The 20204-nt window shown below is 44.0% G+C and carries 21 protein-coding genes; 17 read left to right on the forward strand and 4 right to left on the reverse strand.

The genetic code is table 11. The annotated features are described in order from the left end of the window. The first annotated feature begins 32 nt into the window (after window positions 1-32). The 6 genes from ABUA34_RS14370 to ABUA34_RS07590 all read left to right on the forward strand — a co-directional run bounded on the left by ABUA34_RS14370 (window position 33) and on the right by ABUA34_RS07590 (window position 4043). Complete coding sequence (locus ABUA34_RS14370; protein WP_502880264.1) at window positions 33-176, forward strand: DUF2712 domain-containing protein; 144 nt, start codon at window positions 33-35, stop codon at window positions 174-176. Between the two features lie 52 nt (window positions 177-228). Beyond that, the gene (locus ABUA34_RS07570; RefSeq protein ID WP_055271979.1) at window positions 229-1110 is read left to right on the forward strand and encodes a hypothetical protein; all 882 of its coding nucleotides are present in this window, start codon (window positions 229-231) and stop codon (window positions 1108-1110) included. A 31-nt stretch (window positions 1111-1141) separates the two neighbouring features. Beyond that, complete coding sequence (locus ABUA34_RS07575; RefSeq protein WP_015534350.1) at window positions 1142-1699, forward strand: hypothetical protein; 558 nt, start codon at window positions 1142-1144, stop codon at window positions 1697-1699. A gap of 14 nt (window positions 1700-1713) precedes the next feature. After that, window positions 1714-2505, forward strand: coding sequence for a hypothetical protein (locus tag ABUA34_RS07580; protein WP_055271978.1), 792 nt, complete (start codon window positions 1714-1716; stop codon window positions 2503-2505). Window positions 2506-2566: 61 nt separating this feature from the next. Then, window positions 2567-3397, forward strand: a complete 831-nt coding sequence (locus tag ABUA34_RS07585; protein ID WP_349823104.1) for a hypothetical protein — start codon at window positions 2567-2569, stop codon at window positions 3395-3397. 13 nt (window positions 3398-3410) lie between these two features. Further along, a complete protein-coding gene (locus ABUA34_RS07590; RefSeq protein WP_022217454.1) occupies window positions 3411-4043 on the forward strand; it encodes an ABC transporter ATP-binding protein in 633 nt (210 codons plus the stop codon). Here the strand turns inward: ABUA34_RS07590 and ABUA34_RS07595 are convergent. From ABUA34_RS07595 to ABUA34_RS07605, 3 genes are read right to left on the reverse strand one after another with little or no spacing between them, the layout of a single operon-like run. Beyond that, window positions 3961-5355, reverse strand: coding sequence for an ATP-binding protein (locus ABUA34_RS07595; protein WP_055271977.1), 1395 nt, complete (start codon window positions 5353-5355; stop codon window positions 3961-3963). The two genes, ABUA34_RS07590 and ABUA34_RS07595, sit on opposite strands and share 83 nt — an antisense overlap. Window positions 5356-5370: 15 nt before the next feature. Continuing rightward, entirely contained in the window at window positions 5371-6114 is a 744-nt protein-coding gene (locus ABUA34_RS07600) for a LytR/AlgR family response regulator transcription factor (RefSeq protein WP_022217456.1), read from the reverse strand. Continuing rightward, the gene (locus ABUA34_RS07605) at window positions 6111-6695 is read right to left on the reverse strand and encodes an accessory gene regulator B family protein (RefSeq protein ID WP_022217457.1); all 585 of its coding nucleotides are present in this window, start codon (window positions 6693-6695) and stop codon (window positions 6111-6113) included. Before ABUA34_RS07605 ends, ABUA34_RS07600 begins: the two co-directional genes overlap by 4 nt. Window positions 6696-7044: 349 nt before the next feature. On the opposite strand from ABUA34_RS07605, the gene ABUA34_RS07610 reads away from it, so the two are divergent. From ABUA34_RS07610 to ABUA34_RS07630, 5 genes are read left to right on the forward strand one after another with little or no spacing between them, the layout of a single operon-like run. After that, the gene (locus ABUA34_RS07610) at window positions 7045-7905 is read left to right on the forward strand and encodes a hypothetical protein (RefSeq protein ID WP_022217458.1); all 861 of its coding nucleotides are present in this window, start codon (window positions 7045-7047) and stop codon (window positions 7903-7905) included. An 11-nt stretch (window positions 7906-7916) separates the two neighbouring features. Then, window positions 7917-8474 carry a hypothetical protein gene (locus ABUA34_RS07615; protein WP_055271976.1) on the forward strand — a complete coding sequence of 186 codons (558 nt, stop codon included), beginning with the start codon at window positions 7917-7919 and terminating at the stop codon, window positions 8472-8474. Between the two features lie 13 nt (window positions 8475-8487). Beyond that, window positions 8488-9279, forward strand: coding sequence for a hypothetical protein (locus ABUA34_RS07620; protein WP_349823105.1), 792 nt, complete (start codon window positions 8488-8490; stop codon window positions 9277-9279). Beyond that, a complete protein-coding gene (locus tag ABUA34_RS07625; RefSeq protein ID WP_349823106.1) occupies window positions 9276-9926 on the forward strand; it encodes an ABC transporter ATP-binding protein in 651 nt (216 codons plus the stop codon). The genes ABUA34_RS07620 and ABUA34_RS07625 overlap by 4 nt, the downstream gene beginning before the upstream one ends. After that, on the forward strand, window positions 9923-10753 hold the full coding sequence (locus ABUA34_RS07630) for a hypothetical protein (RefSeq protein ID WP_055271974.1): 831 nt from the start codon (window positions 9923-9925) through the stop codon (window positions 10751-10753). Before ABUA34_RS07625 ends, ABUA34_RS07630 begins: the two co-directional genes overlap by 4 nt. 130 nt (window positions 10754-10883) lie before the next feature. Here ABUA34_RS07630 and ABUA34_RS07635 read toward each other — a convergent pair whose 3' ends face one another. Continuing rightward, window positions 10884-11402 (reverse strand): peptidylprolyl isomerase, encoded by a 519-nt coding sequence (locus tag ABUA34_RS07635; protein WP_015534342.1) that lies wholly within the window; start codon window positions 11400-11402, stop codon window positions 10884-10886. 94 nt (window positions 11403-11496) lie between these two features. Between ABUA34_RS07635 and mltG the strand changes: the two genes are divergently transcribed. The 6 genes from mltG (at window position 11497) to ABUA34_RS07665 (ending at window position 20200) form a co-directional block, all read left to right on the forward strand. Then, window positions 11497-12630, forward strand: coding sequence for an endolytic transglycosylase MltG (gene mltG / locus ABUA34_RS07640; protein WP_055146128.1), 1134 nt, complete (start codon window positions 11497-11499; stop codon window positions 12628-12630). A 157-nt stretch (window positions 12631-12787) separates the two neighbouring features. Then, window positions 12788-14428, forward strand: a complete 1641-nt coding sequence (locus ABUA34_RS07645; protein WP_015534341.1) for a DUF6382 and FHA domain-containing protein — start codon at window positions 12788-12790, stop codon at window positions 14426-14428. A gap of 116 nt (window positions 14429-14544) precedes the next feature. Beyond that, window positions 14545-16455 (forward strand): FHA domain-containing protein, encoded by a 1911-nt coding sequence (locus tag ABUA34_RS07650; RefSeq protein WP_349823107.1) that lies wholly within the window; start codon window positions 14545-14547, stop codon window positions 16453-16455. A 46-nt stretch (window positions 16456-16501) separates the two neighbouring features. Beyond that, window positions 16502-17272, forward strand: a complete 771-nt coding sequence (locus ABUA34_RS07655) for a PP2C family protein-serine/threonine phosphatase (protein WP_015534340.1) — start codon at window positions 16502-16504, stop codon at window positions 17270-17272. A 13-nt stretch (window positions 17273-17285) separates the two neighbouring features. Beyond that, window positions 17286-19421 carry a serine/threonine protein kinase gene (locus ABUA34_RS07660; RefSeq protein WP_015534339.1) on the forward strand — a complete coding sequence of 712 codons (2136 nt, stop codon included), beginning with the start codon at window positions 17286-17288 and terminating at the stop codon, window positions 19419-19421. Window positions 19422-19438: 17 nt separating this feature from the next. Then, complete coding sequence (locus tag ABUA34_RS07665) at window positions 19439-20200, forward strand: hypothetical protein (protein ID WP_349823108.1); 762 nt, start codon at window positions 19439-19441, stop codon at window positions 20198-20200. Window positions 20201-20204: the final 4 nt, after the last annotated feature.

Genomic DNA, 20204 nt, shown 5'->3' on the forward strand with positions numbered 1-20204 from the left:
TAAAATCTGATACGCATATTATTCCGCTTGGAATTGAGGCGAGTATCACAAACATGGTAAACGAGAAAGGCTATGCCTATGCAGGCTTGAGGATGCACAGGACAGTCAAAGCACAGACTGATTCAAAGGGCTGGTGGAGTCCGGATTCCACAAGAAATTACACTATTTATGACTGATTAAAGCAGTGACATAAGACGGATGGCAAAGGCAGAGTTGGGAGGAGTAGAAGTGAAGAAGAAAAGATATCTTGTGATGACAGTGGCAGCAGTGCTGATCATGGCAGCAGTGGCAGCTTCGGCGTATGTGCTCCAGAAAAACCGGGAAACCCCAGAGGACAGAGCGTTAAGGAAGTCGTCTGAGGCAGCATCTGAAGAGACAGACAGCGAAGCTTCGGGAAACAAGACCGGAGAGAAAATAAGTGAAAAAGAAGGTGTGGGTGATAACGTGCTGATGTCAGGAGCGGTGAAGATAGAGCTGCTGTCGGCTGATGTATACACAGGTGACGAGATAACAACAGAGGATAAATATCCGGTTGAATATTTTCGCAGTGAGACTCTGCCGGAGCCTGAGTCGGAGGAGGAGATAACAGACTGGGATGCTCTGTATGAGGAGGCTCCGGGATACAAGGAATTTCAGGAGTCGGCAGGGGATGCGTATACTCCTGAGGAGTGTGAGGAGATAACTGCACAGTATCAGGATGTGATAGATAAGCATACGCAGACTGTGGTAAAGACCAATAAGCTGTATTTTATTAAGTGCAGACTGACGAATACCGGGGATGCGGTTGTGAAGAATGTGTTCCCATACGACATTGTGGAGAGGATTCCCGATGAGAGTGAGGTTTCGTTCGTAGAAGGAATGGTATACTTTGACAAATCAGTCCACACAGAGGGCGATGACAGAGCCAGTTGGTACTATCTATACAGACTGGAAGGACACGAGACAATGGAATGTACGATTGGACTTGTTGTGCCACAGGAGCCGGAGGATGGCGTGAAATATTATTATGGACAGGTGATCACAGGATATTTTACGTACAATCCGGCGGATCTTCCGGATTTTGTGGATCTGGATGCACTCCCAAAGCCGGAAGCGGATGACAAGCCATGAGGTGGGAATCAGATTTTGTGGAGGTATATGCATGAGGAGAGGTGTTCTGATGGCATTGGGTGTTGTGAGCTTGTGTGCAGTCACCTTGTGGTGCGGAAGAATATTCAGCGTTAACAGGGCGTACAGTGATGACACCAGAGTTGTAGAAGCGGCTGAGAATGTATCGGTGGATGGATTGCTTATAAAATGCAGGGAGACCCGCATATACAGTATAGATGAGTATAAAGCACGTTTTAATGTGGACAGTGTGGATGTGCTGAGCCCGGAGGATCGGTTTATCTGTACACGCCTGAATGTAGATAATACAACTGAAGAACCGATCGATTGGGATACTGTGATGGCGGCGACTGAGTGTGGCTTTGAGTCACAGACATGGTGCAGTTCGGTGAATTTGTATTCTGGCCGGGAACTGAATACGTTTACAAGTAATGATCTGGAGCCCGGAATGAATCAGGATATATGGTATGTGACAAGTCTGGCGCGGGTGTCATTTAGCAGGGATACGTGGGATAACCTGGAGCGGGAGAGCTTCTATTATGTACTCACCCTTGAACCTGATAAGTTGATGATCAGACTGGATATTGAATGAAGTGGTGTTGAGATATGAGAGTATTAAGATTTGAAATGACCAGAGCGTTCAGAAATAAGTGGCTTGCAGTAAGCATAGCTCTGGGAACGTTGATTGGGCTGGCGGACATATGGCTTAATGTCAGCCAGTATGGATTTAACAGAGGCAGGGCTTTGATCCAGACATGGATCGGGACAGACTATCAGTTTGCATACAACAGTTTGTTTTACGTACTGCTGCCACTGATTGCGTGTTTTCCGTATGCGGGGTCGTGTTATCAGGATCAAAAAACCGGATATGAAAGCAGTATATGTATTAAGACGTCCCGCTTAAGCTATATGATTGCAAAGGAAGCGGCTGTGGCGGCTTCGGGAGCGGCAGCCGTGGCGTGCCCGCTGCTCATAGCCATGTTCATTGCTGCGGGGATATATCCGGATAAAAGACCGGAAAAACTGACATTTTTGTATGCAGGAATTATAGACTGCCACATGTTCCCGAGAATATTTGCAGAGCATCCTGTGTGCTATGCGCTGCTGTTTACGCTGCTCGATGCAGTGTTTGGAGGGATAACAGGTCTTGTGGCTATGTGCTTTGCGAGGTGGTGCGGGAGCAGATTTTCAACGATAATGGCTCCGTTCGCATTGTATGTATTTACCGGTGTGATGTTTGAGGGACGTGGGATTGGAACCTGGTCAGCCATGCAGATGGTCAATCCACTGCAGAATGTGGTTACATACAGGTACCAGATGGTGACGATGTATGCTGCGGTGAGTGCAGCGGCACTCGTTCTTATATACATATGGCACAGAAGAAGGGATATTCTATGAAAGAAGGAAATACAGATAAAAAAGGAATGTATGTGGTGGACAGATATGAGGTGATGCGGGAATGAGGACTCTGAGACTTCTCGGAAGAGATATGGAAAATGGAATATTAAGGAGATGTGTTCTTTTTATACTGCCGTTACTGTTTGCGGTGTCGCAGACACGTGAGCTCCACGCATATCTTATCGAGCTTGCAGATGGGAATATCCTGTTGACCAACGGAACATTTGCGGACTATCTTCTGTTTGCGATGAAGGGGATGGAGGTGTATTACTTTGATCCAAGGAGCGTATTTGACATACCGATATACTGGTTTGCGTTCCAGATAGGCCTGGCCTATTTCCTGGCATATTATTCCAGTGATGATTTTGCCGCAAATGCGAGAGTGGTGTGCCTTGCGTCCGGAAGCAGAAGAAGCTGGTGGGTCAGCAAGCTCATATACTGTACGGTGGCTGTGGTAATGTATTTTGCTGTATGTGTGCTGACGATATATTTAATGGCGGCGGCATATGGGGCAGATATGACCATGGATATGACGGCGGCGCTGACAACACGGCTGTATCCTCCGCAGACATACAATTTTAGTGCCGCAGATCTGCTTCTGATAACATTATTTATACCGATGCTGGTAACGCTGGGGATAAGCCAGCTTCAGGTACTGGCGGGTTTTATAATCACGCCGGTCATCAGCTTTGCAGCGGTGTGTGGAGTGTATGTTCTGTCGGCATACTATACTGTATGGTATCTGTCGGGAAATTATACGATGTGGCAGAGAGTGTCATATGTAGTGGCAGATGGGGTTAATCCCATGAGTGGATTGGTGCTTGCGGCTGGTATGCTGATCACTGCATTTGCAGGAGGAATCGTGTATTTTGATAATAAGGATATAATCTGATAGGAGAATACATATGAGCGAGATAAGGATAGAAAATCTGAATAAGAAGATAAAGGGTTCAGTCATACTTGATGATATCAGTCTGACCATGACGCCGGGCAGGATATATGGACTCCGTGGAAAGAATGGCTGTGGTAAGACAATGCTTATGAGAGCTATATGTGGTCTGCTCATACCTGATGGAGGACACATATATATAGATGATGAGGAGCTTCACAGGGACATAAAGTTTCCACGGAGTATAGGTGCTCTGATAGAGAATCCGTCATTCCTGCCTCAGTACACAGGCTTCAGGAACCTCAGGCTTCTGGCAAAGCTCATGGGAGGGATCAGTGATGACGATGTCAGATATGCCATAGAGAGGACAGGTCTTGATCCGGATGATAAGAGGGTATACAGAAAGTATTCCCTTGGAATGAAGCAGAAGCTTGGCATAGCAAATGCAATCATGGGAGAGCCGGATGTCATAGTGCTGGATGAACCTATCAACGCACTTGATGAAGAGTCTGTAGAGAACATAAAGAAGGAGTTGCTGAAGCTGCGTGATGGAGGAAGTCTTATAATCACTGCCTGCCACGACCGGGAGGAACTGGAATATCTGTGTGACGAGATATATGAGATGAAGGATGGACGGATATGTGGTTGACAGATTTGAATACTCTTTTTGACTCATCGATAATCGGTATCATGATATCTGTGTAGAAAATATCATTCTTTTGCTGATATACGAAAAAACCATTATTCTTTTCAACAGTATGGCTTATATTGCTCAGACCAAAACCATGGTCAATGGAGTGTTGTCTTGCGGTGGAATCAATAACAGGTGACCGGTTTTCACAGTGTATAACAAATTTATCGTTGTCAGTAGTTTCTATACTTATATTTATATATCGGCTGTTATTACATTTTATACATGCGGCAATACAGTTATCAAGCAGGTTCCCTAAAATTATACACAGATCATAGTCGTTTGTAGGAACCCGGTTAAAATCTACATTTAGCCTTACGTAGAATGCAATGTTATTTTTTGTTGCAATATTGTCATAGTTTGTTATGAATGAATCTATTACCAGGTTGCCGGTATTATACTTGGCATAGTTATCCTCTATGGATTGGATTGCGGTGGAGGTGTAATTTTTCAGGTCGTCAAAATGCTGCTTGTTGATCTGTTCCTGAATATAGAAGTAGTGTTTTTTCACATCGTGTATAATTCTTCTGTTTTGTCTGTAGGATTCACTTAGTTGTTCAAATTTTCCTTTTTGGAAGTCAAGCTGACGTTGAATGTTCATATTTGTGTAGTTGACTACGGTGGATATAAATGCCCTTTGTATAAGAATATAATTAACTATGTTAAGCATAGAAAGGCATATAAACAGCATTTCATAGAAAAACACATTATCGTTCTCTGATAAGAAATGCAGAGGGGTAAATGAAAATATGACTAATGTTATTATAGGAGTTGTAAATAACAGGATACTATATTCTGTTGGATGATCGTATTTCTGATTTCTAAAAAATATGGTGACAATAAGACAGAGCAAAAAGAGCATTACTTTTGAACCGAGATTCATAATGCTGTACAACAGAGTTTTGTTTGTCATGTCAAGAATGTCAGGATTGACATGAGTAATTATAAAAGTAAAGAATGATTCTCCAAGTGAGACAAGAACCTGAAAAGACAGAGCAGTAAGTATTCTTGCTTTTATGGAGTTTGAGAAAAAACAGCAGAGAGCAAATGTTGTCAAAATGCTGAGAGCAGGAGTTATCACCACGGAAGAAAATGAATTGTATCTGGATGATAACAGTTCATTTATATATAATATGACCTCGACTAATATGAGGCATAGTATATATATAGTTGAGTATTTCTTTTTAAAGTGTTTTAACATGTTCTTGAGATAAGAAGACACGATAAAAATATCAAAAATATAGGTTACGGCGCTAATTAAGTAAGTCATAAAATCCCTCTACAATCAATGGTTATGTATTGCAACTATCTTGTTAAGAAAACAGTCAAGTAGTTTCTTTCTGTTGCGTTTGCTCATAGTAACAACTTCATCATTTTCAAGGATAATCTGGTTATCTTTGATAAAGTGAATGTGCTGTATATTTATCAAAGTATTTCTGGAACATAGAATAAATGAATTGTCAGCAAGTGTGGTATTCCAGTAATTCAGAGTGCCGGTTGTGCGTATCTGATTATCTTTCATATGAAAAATCAGAGCTTTACTGGATGAATCTGAACATTCTATATAGTAAATGTTCTTTATGTATATAGTGTGTTCGGTATCATAATCACTGATGATCGTGACTAATGAATGGGTTTTCTTATAATAATTATATATATCATCCAAGAGTGTATTTAAAGTTGTGTAATTAATAGGTTTTTGTAAAAAATGATATGGATGAACCGAAAATGAATCCAGCATATATTCTGGGTAGTTGCTGATAAACACTATCAATACATCAAAATCTTTGGTATGTTTAATTTTTTCTGCTATCGATATACCATTTTCACCAGGCATTTCTATATCAAGCATTAAAACCTGATATGGTGAGGACTGAGAAGAATCGTATGCAGACAACAGTGCAGAACCATTTTGGTATTTATCTACGTGGATATCTATGTCAAACTGTAGGGAATATGAAATTAACATTTTTTCCAGATTTTCCATAAAAGATTTATCGTCATCGCATATAGCAATATTTAGTCTCATTTTCTTCCTCCGCTATTTATAAATAGACCAATAATCTGATTCACAAAAACTATAGTGAGACAAAGCATTATCAGATTTCCATATCTATATAAACAAAATGATAACACAACAGATAAAAGGATGTAAATTATACCTATGCAAAAGCAGCAATATTTTTTTATTTTGTGTTTTGTTTGATAGCTTTGCTTCTTGTTCTTGTGTGGAACTGGGGAAAGTGCACATATACCGATTCCGGTAACAAGACAGACTAATATGTTCAAAATTGGAATACCAGGAATCAACCGGCATAACAACATACAGAGTAGATATACAGAGTATGATATAGAACAGCATGCATATGTGCTCCCAGCATGTGCGCCACCGGCTAGCATCTTTGTTGGAACAAGAACGGTTACATAGATTACAGATAGGATAAAGTTATGGGTTAAGGCACCAATGATTATGATGCTTAAGTTGAACAATACTAAATCCAAAGCGAAATCAATGCAGTATATATATGCAGCATCCAAATGACTATCTATTATGTTGTTATCTGACATGATATTGACAATCTTTTTGCTTAATTGCTCAGATAAGATCATGGTACGCACTCCTTTTTAATCAAAAATTATAAGCTGATAAAATTATACTCTCTGATATAGACAGAAAAGACAGAGAATCCGCGAATGGTCGAAAAAAGCAGGTGAATGGTAGATACATTTCATTCACCTGCTTTTTTTGACCATTCACAGACGATTTTGGTTGGGTGGTGTCGAATGATGTTAGCATACAAAGTGCATAAACCAATGTGGAAGGAGGGCTGGGGTATGAGTAATAGGATGGTGGAGCCCTGATTCAACAAGAAATTACACTGTATATGATTGATCAGAGGTTGGTCTATTGATAAAGTGAAGCGGGTGAAGGCAGGATCATGAGGAGGAATACAAGATTATGAAAAAAAAGTATCTGGCAGCAGTAATAATATGCGTATTGATTATGGCAACGGGAGGAACTTCAGCATATATGCTTCAGAAAAACAAAGAAACTCCTGAGGAAAGGTCAGGCACGACTATGAAGACTACTACAAATGCAAGTAGTGAAACCTCAACGACTTCAGAAAAAAGCGTGGCTGAGGGGGTAGGAGATAATGTTTTGATGGTTGGAGCTATAAAGATAGAGATGTTGTCAGCAGATGTCATAGAGGGATCTGAAATTTCCACGGAAAACAGATATCCGGTTGAATATTTCCGGGATCAGACCCTGCCGGACCCTGAAGAAACTGAGGATATTATAGATTGGGATTCAATCTATGAGGAGGCTCCTGAGGTGAAGGATCTACAATTATCAGATTATGATGCGTATACGGCAGAAGAGTCCGAAGAAATTATAGATAGAAATAAAAATGTGATAGATAAGTACACATACACTAAGGTTAAACCTAGAAAATTTTATTTTATCAAGTGCAAATTGACCAATATGGGAAACGCAGATGTAGAGGATGTATTTCCGTATTATGTTGTATATGACTCTCCTGAGGCGAGTGAGATAAGCTACAACGAAGTTTTGTGTTACTATGATAAGTCAATTTATACAGATGGGGATGAAAGAGCGATGAGGTACTATTTCTTCAGGCTGAATGGACATGAGAGCATGGAATGTACAATTGGTTTGGCGGTACCGCAGGAGTTTGGCGAAAATGAGAAACACTATTATGGAAAGCCTATTACAGGAAACTTCTCATATGATCCGGCAAAACTACCGGATTATGTTGATATAGATTCGCTTCCGAAGACGGAAACAGATGATCAGTAATGGGAGGACGCATGAAGAGATATATTGGAGTTATTGTAGTGGTGGTGGTTATATGTGCAGCCATATTCTGGTGCGGCAGAATATACAGTATAAACCACGGATACATTGACAATACGCAGGTCGTTGAAGCGGGAGAAGCAATAGAATGTGATGGTCTGGTCATCAGATGTGTAGAGGCACATATATACAGTATAGATGATTATAAGACCCGTTTTGGAGTGGATAACGTGGAGACACTTAGTTCGGAAGACAGATTTGTATGCGCCTGTCTCAATATAGAGAACAATACAAATGAATCTATTTCATGGGATGCGGTGATGGATATGACATCCTGTGGATTTGAATCTGCTACATGGTGCAGCTCCGTGAATCCCTATGATATGCAGGATATCAATGTGTTTTCAGATAATGAGCTGAAATCCGGTGCAGATCAGAATATATGGTATGTAACTAAAGCGGCCCGGGTATCATTTGGAGATAAGACATGGGGACATATGGATGAGGAGACATTTTATTATGTGCCGGTGCTTGAGCCGGTGAAGATCAGGATGAAATTGGATATGGAATAAATTGGTGAATGATATGAATATATTTAAGTTTGAAATGCGAAGGGCATTTAAGAATATATGGCTTGCTGTAAGTGTTGCGATTGGAACACTGATAGGATTGGCGGATATTGTACTCTACTTAAAACAGTATGGTCATAAAGCGGATTGCGCACTGATCCAGATATGGCTGGGGACTGATTATCACTTTGCTTATAATAGTCTGTTCTATGTATTGCTTCCCCTGCTGGCCTGTCTGCCATATGCTGGTACATGTTATCAGGACATAAAAAGTGGATATGAACGGAATATATGTATCAGGACATCGCGCATAAAGTATATGCTGGCAAAGGAGCTCGCTGTGGTGGCTTCGGGAGCTGCTGCGACAGCCATTCCCCTTTTGATAGATCTGTTCATATGTGCCGGGCTATACCCAAATAAAAAACCGGATAAGTTGACATTCCTGTATACGGGTATTATAGACTGCAATATGTTTCCAAGGCTGTTTGCAGAGCACCCGTTATGCTATGCGCTGGTGTTTATTGTGCTTGATGCTTTGTTCGGCGGTATTGCCGGGCTGGTGGCAATGTGTTTTGCCAGATGGTGCGGAAGCAGATTTTCCACAATAATGGCACCATTTGCACTGTATGTGTTTACGGGAGTTATATTTGAAGGAACCGGAATCGGTACATGGTCGGCTATGGCAATGATAAATCCTATTCAAAATGTAGTTACATATAGATATCAGATAGTGACAATGTATGTTGTGGTATGCGCAGTTCCACTTGCATTGATATATATATGGCATAGGAGGAGAGATATTCTGTGAAAGAGATAATAATAGAGGGACTCAGTAAGAAGATAAAAGGCACGCTCATACTTGATAATGTTAATATGCAGATGGAGCCCGGGAAAGTGTATGGACTCAGGGGAAAAAACGGGTGTGGCAAGACCATGATAATGAGAGCTCTTTGTGGCTTGCTCATACCGGACAGCGGCAAGGTCATTATTGATGGTGAGGTTTTGCACCATGATATAAAGTTTCCGCGAAGCGTTGGAGTTTTGATAGAGAACCCTTCATTTCTTCCGCAGTGTACGGGATATGAAAACCTTCGTATGCTGTCAAAGCTTATGGGAAATATAAGCGATGAAGAGGTGAGGAATGCGATAGAGAGGGTCGGACTTGATCCCGATGATGGAAGGACATACCGTAAATATTCGCTTGGAATGAAACAGAAGCTTGGAATAGCAAATGCAATTATGGGAGAACCGGATCTGATAATTCTGGATGAACCGATAAATGCACTTGATGAGCAGACGGTGATGAGCATAAAAACCGAACTTCTGAAGCTGCGTGACGAGGGAAAGCTAATAGTAATTGCGTGCCATGACAGGGAAGAACTGGAATTTCTGTGTGACATAATATATGAGATCAAAAACGGTACGGTTGCGGGATGCGAGGTGATCGGGGAATGAAAACTCTGAGACTCCTTGGAAGAGATACAACAAATGGTATATTGAGAAGAAGTTTTCTGTTTATCATACCTTTATTATTTGCTGTATCACAGACAAGGGAATTACATTCATATCTCAATGATCTCGTGGATCGAAATGCGTTGTTTACAAACGGTACACTTGCAGATTACATATTGTTTGCTACTAAAGGGATGAGTGTATACTATTTTGATCCAAAGGAGTATTTCCAGATACCAATATACTGGTTTGCATTTCAGATCGGGCTTGCGTATCTGCTTGCATATTATGCAAGTGATGATTTTCACTCGAATGGAAGGGTATTGTTTATAGCCGTTGGGAGCAGAAGTAAGTGGTGGATAAGTAAATTTATTTACTGCATTGTGACTGTGGTGTTGTATTATGCTGTGTGCATTGGTGGAATATGTGTAACAGCAGCTTTATATGGTGCTGATATGAGATGGGGAGTAACCCCTGGATTGGCAGTGCGTCTGTATACCACTTCGACAGTGAGTATGGGTACGTGGGATGTGCTTTGTGTGACCATATTACTGCCGGTATTGGTGTCTGTTGCGGTCAGTCAGGTTCAGATATTGGCTGGATTTCTTATTACACCTGTAGTCAGCTTTGCCGGAGTATGTGCTATGTATGTATTGTCGGCCTACTATACAGTGTGGTATCTGCCGGGAAACTATACCATGTGGCAGAGGGCATCGTATATAGAGGCGGATGGTGTTAATCCGGCCAGTGGACTGGTGCTTTCGGCAGGAATGATCCTGATATCTTTGATCGGTGGACTTATGTATTTTGACAGGAAGGATATATTGTGAGGCTGTGAACTATAATAAAGGGAGAGCGTTGCAGATGCAAAAAGACATCTGTACTGCTCTCCCTTTAAATTTGTTTAATAAACAGGTTTTCTGTTTTCAAATTCCTGTATATGGTTTATAATAACTTCGATTAAGCCTTTACAGGTTCAGGATAATCAACACCGAAGGTCTCGACTGTTACAGTCTTCATCTTCTGTTCCTGACGAGGTTTGTCATTGTAGTCAGTTGGCACATTTGCGATCTTGTCTACGATGTCAAGTCCCTCGATAACCTTACCGAAGGCAGCGTAAGCACCGTCCAGATGAGGAGATGTCTTATGCATGATAAAGAACTGTGAACCTGCTGAGTCAGGCATCATGGAACGGGCCATTGACAGCACTCCGGGAGTGTGGGCCAGATCGTTCTTGAATCCGTTCTGTGAGAATTCACCTTTGATTGAGTATCCAGGACCGCCGATGCCGATTCCCTGAGGGTCTCCACCCTGTATCATGAAGCCTTTTATTACACGATGGAAGATTATTCCGTCATAGAAGCCTTTCTTGATCAGTGAGATGAAGTTGTTTACAGTGTTTGGAGCAATGTCAGGATAGAGTTCTGCTTTCATGACATCGCCATTTTCCATAGTGATAGTAACTATTGGATTTGCCATGTATATCATTCCTTTCTTGGTATAAGATAGGGTAATGATAACATCAGTTAACAGAACAGGCAAATGAAATTTGCAGATACAGAAGGAGAAAGAGATGGATTGGAGAAACATAGCAAGACCCGTTATTATAATAGCGCTGGCGGTATGTCTGGTGCTGTTCGGGGTATACAAGGTTAAGGAGACGTATACCGGATTTATGCAGGAATACGAGGGCACCTACAGTGCCGGCGGCGGAGAGAAGATCGAGGTTACCATACCTGAGGATACATCTGTCAAGGAGGCAGCATCTATACTTAAAGATGCGGGGCTTATAAAGTATAAGCTTGCATTCCAGCTCAGAATGACCGGCTCGCAGTACAGCCACAGTCTTCAGCCGGGTACTTACACACTCACAACAGGTATGTCGACATTGGATATGATAAAGACTCTGTGTTACGTGGAGTCGACCAGAGAGGTAAAATATACACTGACAGTTCCTGAGGGATTTACGGTTGAACAGATCGCTGACAGATGCGAGGAGCTGGGCTTCTGCTCTGCAAAGGAGTTCCTTGAGGCGTGCAAGTCGGGAGAGTTTGAGTATCCGTTTGAGATACCTTCATCGGAAGTCAAGTACGCATTACAGGGCTTCCTGTTCCCTGCTACTTACGACATATATGCAGATATGACTCCAAAGGAGCTCATACAGGACATGATAGACAAGTTTAACAGCATTTACACAGATGACTTCAGGAAGAAGGCAGAGGAGCTTGGATATACAGATTTTGAGGTTCTCACCATGGCTTCCATAGTTGAGAAGGAGTGTAAGCTGGATTCAGACAGAGCGATGGTTGCGGGAGTATTTATCAACAGATTGAATGATGACATGCCTCTTCAGGTAGATCCATCTGTTCTCTATGTTGTGACTGACGGTCAGTACAATCAGGCAGAACTGTCATATGATGATCTGGAGGTTGATTCACCGTACAATACCTACAAGTACACAGGACTTCCTGTCGGCCCTATATGTAATCCGGGCGAGGCATCCATAGAGGGTGTCCTGAATGCGGTTAAGCATGATTACTACTACTACCTGACATCAGATGAGAGCCAGGGAGCATGTATCTTTAATAAGACATACGAGGGACATCTTGCTGACATAGAAAAGGCTGATGCAGCCAAGGCGGAAAAGGAAGCTGCAGAGGGTGATGGATCAGAAGATGGCTCCGATGAAAGCACTGATTCAGAGTAAAAAAATATAGACAAAATTATATAGCGAAAATTATCTAAAAGGGTATAAACTGCTTGCGATATATAGACTTTTTATATATAATAAAGGAGTATGTACCCTTTTGGGTTTTTATGCATCTAGTTATGCGCTTATGGAGGTGCGATAGGAGGAATATTTGATGAGGAAAATAAGTTTCAAGGTAAGAAATATCGGCTCTGAGAAATATTTGTCATATATTCTGAATGATGATTGTGAGTTTGACGAGGAGTTATTGGATTATCTGGAGGAGAACCGGATTCCTGAGCTCATTGATATCATTTATGAAGAGGATGATGAGAACGATTATCTTACATATAACGTTACAGGCAGGACAACGGTTGACGCACTCCTTTCGAATACGGTAAATGCTGAGAAGATATTGGGGATAATCAGAGGGGTAGCTTCTGGTATAGTTAATTTACGTGATCTTGGAATACCGGCATCATATGTGGTTCTTCACAAGGAGTTTACATATGTTAATCCGGTTACATACGATGTTGGAATGTTATGTGTTCCAGTTGAGTCAGAAGCCAATATCAATGCCGAATTCAGGATGTTCGCAAAGGACTTGCTGACGAGCGTTATTTATGATGACAGTGAGGATTGCAACTATGTGGCAAAGCTTCTCAATCTGTTGAATGCGGATAAGTTCACAGTGAGAAACTTCTATGCACAGCTCACAGAGCTTATGGAGTCTGCAGGAATGCAGGTGGAGGAGAACTTCGTTGATATAGGCTCAGATATGTCGGTTTCACAGTCTTCAGTTGACACGGCGGCATCTGATACAAGTATGGATGATCTGCCTGAGTTTGAGGACGTGTCATTTGGCGATGATGAGGAAGACGAGCTTGATGAGGTAGAGGAGATCAGTGACGAGGCGGCCGCAGCGAATGCGATATTCAAGGATCTTGATCTTGATTCGGATGAGACGAAGAAAGAGAATGTATCAAGCGAGATAGATATGTCGGTATTTGATGACAGCGTTCTTGAGGAGCTCGAGTTAGATGAGAGCCTTGATGAGGAAGAAGAGGATGACGAGGAGGGCATGACAGAGGCTCTCACATCAGATATGGCAGTACATGAGCCATCAGGACTTACAGAGGTTGCAAAGGCTGCCGATGGAGTTACGGAGGTTGAGCTTGACAAGAAGGATGAGCAGAAGCCGGTTCTGATATCTACGGACGAGCTTATGGATAATCCACCTGTTGTTAAGAATATCAAGATCAACCGTGCGAAGATCATACAGAAGGCGGTTGCTGAGACAGAGGAAGCTCAGATAGATAACCCTACAGAACAGATAGTTGCACCACAGTTCATGGACGGTGACCAGCCGGAGCCTGAGACGAATATGGATCCGGTGAAGGAGAAGGCAGAGGAGCCTGAGCAGAAGGGCACAGGAAGCACTGTTGAGCTGACCGGAGGAATGAACGTAGTTAAGGATACCGAACCTGAGAAGGCAGCGGTTAACAGGAACGCTCCAAAGGCTATGCCATATATAGTCCGTGTCAACACAGGCGAGCGAGTTATGGTCAACAAGGCTGTGTTCAAGATAGGAAAGGCGGCAAGAGGTGTTGATTACCATGTCGGTGGTAATGGGGCCATCAGCAAGGTACATGTCATCATCTACCAGAGAGAGGATGGATGTTATCTGAAGGATAACAAGGCGACAAATGGCACATATCTCAACGGAGCGCGCCTGGATGAGAATGCAGAGCAGAAGCTTTCAAACGATGCCATGATAAGCATCGGTGGAGAGGACTTTATCTTCAAATTAAGTTAATATACACCACCCACGATGTGGGACAAGAGCAGGTAGCAATACCTGCTTTTGGTGTTTGAATGAAGAAATAATTTTTGACGGAAAATATGCGGATTTAGACGAAAGGGATTGAAAAAATGAACAGAGAAAAGGTTGTTGTAGTTCCGGCGGGGGAAACTTACAGAGTGAGTTACAGTCTGGATATCAGTGATGTGATAGATGCTAAAGTGTATGATATGAGCAGAAGCGGATCTATGCCTGAGATGGCACCGTGTGACATGCAGGAGAATGCCGGAGTCAGGGTGTTCAATTATCAGATCGATGACAAGAAGCCTCTTGCGGAGATACTGAGACAGGAGATGAACAAGAAGGAGATACTCACACTTCTGTACAACATTCTGCATGCACTGGAGATGTTTGGTAAGAATATGGTTTCGCTCAGCTATGTTGCAAGGGACGAGCAGTGTGTGTTTGTATCGCCTGAGACATACGATGTCTGCTTTATTGTCGCTCCGGTACAGAAGGAAGTGACAGATCTCAACGATGTCAGAGCATTTGTGAAGTCGGTGATAGTTGATGCGAGATACTCAGAGAATGACAATGACAATTACGTAGCACGCCTTATAAACTGTGCGAATATGAGAGGTACATTTTCAAACTCGGACATGAAGAACGAGGTTAAGGCGATGCTTGCAGAAGCAGGCATAGACGCTGCTGAGATAGACAGAATGAAGGAGCTTTCCACAAATACTCCAAAGGGTGGCAACAGCCACATACTTCGAGGTGAGTCACCTAAGGTGAGCAGACTCGAGGTTATGAGAAATAATGCGAGAATGAATGGATATGCACAGCCGATGGGACCAAACGGCCAGATGCCAAACGGAATGCCATCGATGGGCATGCCACCGATGGGACCGAACGGCCCGATGGGATCAAACGGCCAGATGCCAAACGGAATGCCACCGATGGGAATGCCACCGATGGGACCGAACGGCCCGATGGGATCAAATGGTCAGATGCCGAATGGCCAGGTTCCGAACGGAATGCCACCGATGGGCATGCCGCCAATGGGACCGAATGGCCAGGCACCGAACGGAATGCCACCGATGGGCATGTCACCAATGGGACCGAATGGCCAGGTGCCAAACGGAATGCCACCGATGGGCATGCCGCCAATGGGACCGAATGGCCAGGCACCAAACGGAATGCCACCGATGGGCATGCCGCCAATGGGACCGAATGGCCCAATACCAAACGGTCCAATGGGATCAAATGGAATGCCACCGGTAGGCGTGCCGCCGATGGAGGAGCCGGTTAAGCCTGAGATGGCTGGAGCACAGCCGCAGGGGGATAAACCGGAGAATGTTGAGACGGTTGAAGCAGAAGCACAGGATGCCAAGCCGGAGATTGTAGAGCCTCCTGTTGAGGCAGAGCCGCAGGATGTCAAGCCAGAGGCAGTAGAGCCGGCTGAGACAGAAGCACAGGATGTCAAGCCTGAGCCAGCAGAGCCGGTTGAAACACAGCCACAGGAGATAAAGCCAATACCTCTAATGCAGGGCAACCCATTTGGAGGAAGACCGATTCCACCAATGCCACCAATGCCACAGGCACACCAGATGCCAGAGATGCCGCAGAACCCACAGATGCAGCCGGTACCGCCAATGCCACAGATGCAGCCGGTACCACCAATGCCACAGACACCGCCGATGCCACAGGCACAGCCAGTGCAGGGCAATCCATTTGATGGAGCACCGGCACCATATTTCCTTAGGGTGAAGACGGGCGAGAGAATAAGCTTGGACAAGGCAGAGTTCAAGATCGGACATAAGGCAAGACTTGTGGACTATGCGATTACTGACAATTCAGCTATAAGCAGAGTTCATTGTGTTATCACCAAGAGAAATGGCGTGTGCTTCATCAGCGATAACAAGTCTACAAATGGTACATTTGTGAACGGAGAGGAATTGAAGGCGGGCGAAGAAAAGTTCCTGACGAACAATGCGATCGTTATACTCGGGGACGAGGAGCTTGTCTATCACATTAGATAGAATATCCGCAACGAGAGTTGAGACATAAATATTGGGAGGAATGTATATGGGGTTTAGCGCAGTATACAATACAGACGTAGGAATAAAGAAAAAGACAAATCAGGATTCGCTGGCGATCAAGATAGCGGATACTCCAAATGGACAGGTCGTGTTCTCCCTCGTATGTGATGGCATGGGAGGTCTGGCAAAGGGAGAGGTTGCCAGCAAGGAAGTCATAACAGCTTTCTGCAACTGGTTTGACACACAGTTTGTTGAGATGGTTGACAACAACAGCTTTAGTGAAGAGCTGCTGAGATACCAGTGGATAAGACTTGCCGTGGAGCAGAATGAGAAGATCAAGGCGTATGGCGAGCAGAATGGATTTATGCTTGGTACGACCATTTCTGCGATCCTCATATACAGAGAAATGTACTACATTCTCCATGTTGGAGACAGCCGAGTGTATGAGATCACTTCAGGGATAAGGCAGCTCACCGCAGATCAGACGCTTGTTGCAAGGGAGATCGCAGCGGGAAGACTTACACCGGAGCAGGCGGAGACGGACAGCAGACGAAGCGTGCTTCTCCAGTGTATCGGAGCTTCACCTGTGGTGGAACCGGATTTCGTAGTTGGGCAGGCAGCTCCCGGAGCGCATTACATGCTGTGTTCTGATGGATTCAGACATAAGATAACGCCTCAGGAGATGATAGAGAGACTTGGCCCGGGAACATGCGTCGACGAGGCGAAGATGAAGGAGGGCTGTGAGTTCCTCACAGAGCTTGTGAAGTACAGAAAAGAAACGGATAATGTAACAGTAGTGCTTATTAAATCGGAGTAATGGGGATCGATATATGACAGAGTTAGGAACGGTATTAGACGGAAAATACGAAATACTTAAAAAAGTCGGTCAGGGTGGTATGTCAATAGTTTATCTTGCCATGGATAACCGACTTAATAAACAGTGGGCTGTAAAGGAGATCAAGAATGATGGCTCCAAGAGTACAGCCACACTCTTAAAGGGATTGGAGCGAGAAGCAAATATCCTCAAGGATGTGGATCATCCGGTACTGCCACGAATCGTTGATATCATCAATGAGAATGGCACGATCTACGTTGTCATGGACTTCGTAGAAGGACGTCCACTCAGCGATGTGCTCAAGGCGGAGGGAGCACAGCCACAGGAAAAGGTAATCGAATGGGGCAGGGCGCTTGCCAGTGCACTTGACTACCTGCATTCCATGAATCCGCCGATCATATACAGAGATATGAAGCCTTCAAATGTCATGCTGAAGCCGGATGGCTCGGTAAAGCTTATCGACTTTGGAACGGCTAAGGAATACATAGTGGAGAACAATGCGGATACCACGGCTCTTGGAACAAGAGGCTATGCGGCACCGGAGCAGTTCGGTGATGCGCAGGGACATGGAATCTACAACACGGATGCAAGAACAGATATTTACAATCTGGGAGCAACGCTCTATCACCTTGTTACCGGCAAGAATCCATGTGAGCCTCCTTACGAGATAAAGCCTATCAGACAGTGGAATCCGATGCTCTCATCAGGATTTGAGAGAATTATACAGACGTGCTGTCAGCCGAGTCCTGAGGACAGATATCAGTCTTGTTCAGAACTGCTGTATGCGCTGGATCACTACAACGAGCTAGACGATGCATACAAGGCAAAGGCAAAGCATAAGATAGCAGCGTTCTCAGTGGTTGCGGGATTATCGATACTCTCAGCGTGCTGTGCTGTGATAGGCGGAGTAAAGAAAGGCCAGCTCAAGGATCTTGATTACAACAACAAGGTCAACGAGGCGAGGGATGCAGTCGACGAGGGCGATTACAACAAGGCATTTGAGTGCTATAAGGCGGCTGTCGACATAGACCCAACCGCATCGGATGCCTATATAGGCTATATGGAGACATATGCTTACTATTATACAGAGGACGATGGAAACACTTCGGCCAACACCGAGACGGCGGCAGAAAAGGGAATAAGACTTGCACTTAAGAACAAGGACGAGATAAAGGACGACGTAAAGTTCAAGATAGCCATGTTGTATTACGACGAGGTCAAGGACTACAGTGCGGCCAAGAAATATTTCAATATGGTCGATGAGAGCAAGGATTTCCCGGATCAGGCAAAGCAGGCAAAGTATTACGCTGCGATATGTGACAGCAAGATAAACAAGTCTGCAAGCTTTGATACGAACAAGGAAAATATATTTGCATTCCAGGATTACAACAGTGACAACATAGATGACACCAATCCTGACAAATACACCAATTACCTCAACATAGCTTACATATATCTTGGCGAGATATCCAATGATCCGGAGCTTGCGAACAGAATAGAGGTGCTGATGGATGAGGCGATGAAGAACCTGGACGACAACGCAGAGGTGCTGAACAGCCAGTTCCCGGCGGACAGAGGCGTAAAATACTACAATGGCCAGTATTCAGGAGTTATGTACTCGGTATATACAGAACTTGCCGAGAATGCGGATGATGCGGGCCAGCAGTTACATTATTACAACTCTGCGGCGAACAGTGCAGCGCTTTATCTGAACAGTCTGGATATAGAGGGCGAGAATGCGACAGAGACATCCAAGAAAGCATATTCAGAATACTCGGTGAACGAGGCTGAGACTTATATCAAGATGGCAGAGAACAGCGGCGATGACAGCTACTATGATGAGGCAGAGAGAATATATGGCAACGCTGAGACTACACTTGGAACCGATGACAACGCAGCGGTCGTGTACGTAAGCCATCTGAGTTATCTGGTCGATAGATATTCGAATAAATTTGGAAGCGATTCGGCAGCATGGAATGCCAGTGCCACAAGGGCTGTGAGGAAAGTGTACGAGAACGGTAACAAAGTTCCGGCACTTGCAAATGGTCTTAAGCAGGGATGGCAGTCGTTATCCAATGACCTGACAGTTAAGAGCATAGTAAATGGCAGTTCAAGGTCAACGAGCGAGTAAGGGAGGAGTGAAAGGTTATGGCAACAGTTTATAATGTAATGTTATATGGCGGCCTGGCACTTGCGATCGTATTCGCTATTGTGGCGGTGGTACTGTTCTTCGTGTTAAAGATACCGAAGGCGGTGGGAATTGCCACAGGCTCAACAGCCCGTAAGAAGATCGATGAGATCAAGGAGAAGGGCTATGAGAGTGTACAGGGAGGCGGTGCCTCCAAACAGGAGGCGATCAAGAACCATACATCCAGAATTTCGGTAAGGGATGTAAAGTCAACTGCAGTCGAAAAACATTCTGAGAAGGGAATGGCAAATTACGAGAAAGCGATAGCTGATCTCGGGAAAAAGAGACTGGAGGATGAAGGCGAGACTGCAACTGATATTCTCCGCGATGATGCCGAGGAGGCAACAGATATTCTGAGGGAAGACGAAGAGAATCTTGACATCAATGGCAGCAGCTTTGAGGAGGCGACAGACATCCTCAGAGAAGATGCGGATGAGGAAGCAACGGATGTACTCAGAAATGACGAGGCAGACGAGGAAGCAACGGACATACTCAGAAGTGATGAGGCGGACGAGGAAGCAACGGACATACTCAGAAGTGATGAGGCGGACGAGGAAGCAACGGACATACTCAGAAGCGATGACGCAGACGAGGAAGCAACGGACGTACTTAGAAGCGATGACGCAGATGATTCCACAGCCGTTCTTCAGGGAGGACGCGCAGCGAGCTCGGTAAGAATGATAAAGAATGTAATTATAGTACATTCCGATGAAGAGATATAGGAGG

The sequence above is a fragment of the Coprococcus sp. RTP21428st1_C9_RTP21428_210409 genome (assembly GCF_040227395.1).
Taxonomy (GTDB): Bacteria; Bacillota; Clostridia; order Lachnospirales; family Lachnospiraceae; genus Coprococcus; species Coprococcus aceti.

Excerpts from the sequence above, each read along its gene's own strand:
- ABUA34_RS07575 (WP_015534350.1), top strand. The coding sequence starts at position 1,142 with ATGAGGAGAGGTGTTCTGATGGCATTGGGTGTTGTGAGCTTGTGTGCA.
- ABUA34_RS07580 (WP_055271978.1), top strand. The coding sequence starts at position 1,714 with ATGAGAGTATTAAGATTTGAAATGACCAGAGCGTTCAGAAATAAGTGG.
- ABUA34_RS07585 (WP_349823104.1), top strand. The coding sequence starts at position 2,567 with ATGAGGACTCTGAGACTTCTCGGAAGAGATATGGAAAATGGAATATTA.
- ABUA34_RS07590 (WP_022217454.1), top strand. The coding sequence starts at position 3,411 with ATGAGCGAGATAAGGATAGAAAATCTGAATAAGAAGATAAAGGGTTCA.
- ABUA34_RS07595 (WP_055271977.1), bottom strand. The coding sequence starts at position 5,355 with ATGACTTACTTAATTAGCGCCGTAACCTATATTTTTGATATTTTTATC.
- ABUA34_RS07600 (WP_022217456.1), bottom strand. The coding sequence starts at position 6,114 with ATGAGACTAAATATTGCTATATGCGATGACGATAAATCTTTTATGGAA.
- ABUA34_RS07605 (WP_022217457.1), bottom strand. The coding sequence starts at position 6,695 with ATGATCTTATCTGAGCAATTAAGCAAAAAGATTGTCAATATCATGTCA.
- ABUA34_RS07610 (WP_022217458.1), top strand. The coding sequence starts at position 7,045 with ATGAAAAAAAAGTATCTGGCAGCAGTAATAATATGCGTATTGATTATG.
- ABUA34_RS07615 (WP_055271976.1), top strand. The coding sequence starts at position 7,917 with ATGAAGAGATATATTGGAGTTATTGTAGTGGTGGTGGTTATATGTGCA.
- ABUA34_RS07620 (WP_349823105.1), top strand. The coding sequence starts at position 8,488 with ATGAATATATTTAAGTTTGAAATGCGAAGGGCATTTAAGAATATATGG.
- ABUA34_RS07630 (WP_055271974.1), top strand. The coding sequence starts at position 9,923 with ATGAAAACTCTGAGACTCCTTGGAAGAGATACAACAAATGGTATATTG.
- ABUA34_RS07635 (WP_015534342.1), bottom strand. The coding sequence starts at position 11,402 with ATGGCAAATCCAATAGTTACTATCACTATGGAAAATGGCGATGTCATG.
- mltG (WP_055146128.1), top strand. The coding sequence starts at position 11,497 with ATGGATTGGAGAAACATAGCAAGACCCGTTATTATAATAGCGCTGGCG.
- ABUA34_RS07645 (WP_015534341.1), top strand. The coding sequence starts at position 12,788 with ATGAGGAAAATAAGTTTCAAGGTAAGAAATATCGGCTCTGAGAAATAT.
- ABUA34_RS07650 (WP_349823107.1), top strand. The coding sequence starts at position 14,545 with ATGAACAGAGAAAAGGTTGTTGTAGTTCCGGCGGGGGAAACTTACAGA.
- ABUA34_RS07655 (WP_015534340.1), top strand. The coding sequence starts at position 16,502 with ATGGGGTTTAGCGCAGTATACAATACAGACGTAGGAATAAAGAAAAAG.
- ABUA34_RS07660 (WP_015534339.1), top strand. The coding sequence starts at position 17,286 with ATGACAGAGTTAGGAACGGTATTAGACGGAAAATACGAAATACTTAAA.
- ABUA34_RS07665 (WP_349823108.1), top strand. The coding sequence starts at position 19,439 with ATGGCAACAGTTTATAATGTAATGTTATATGGCGGCCTGGCACTTGCG.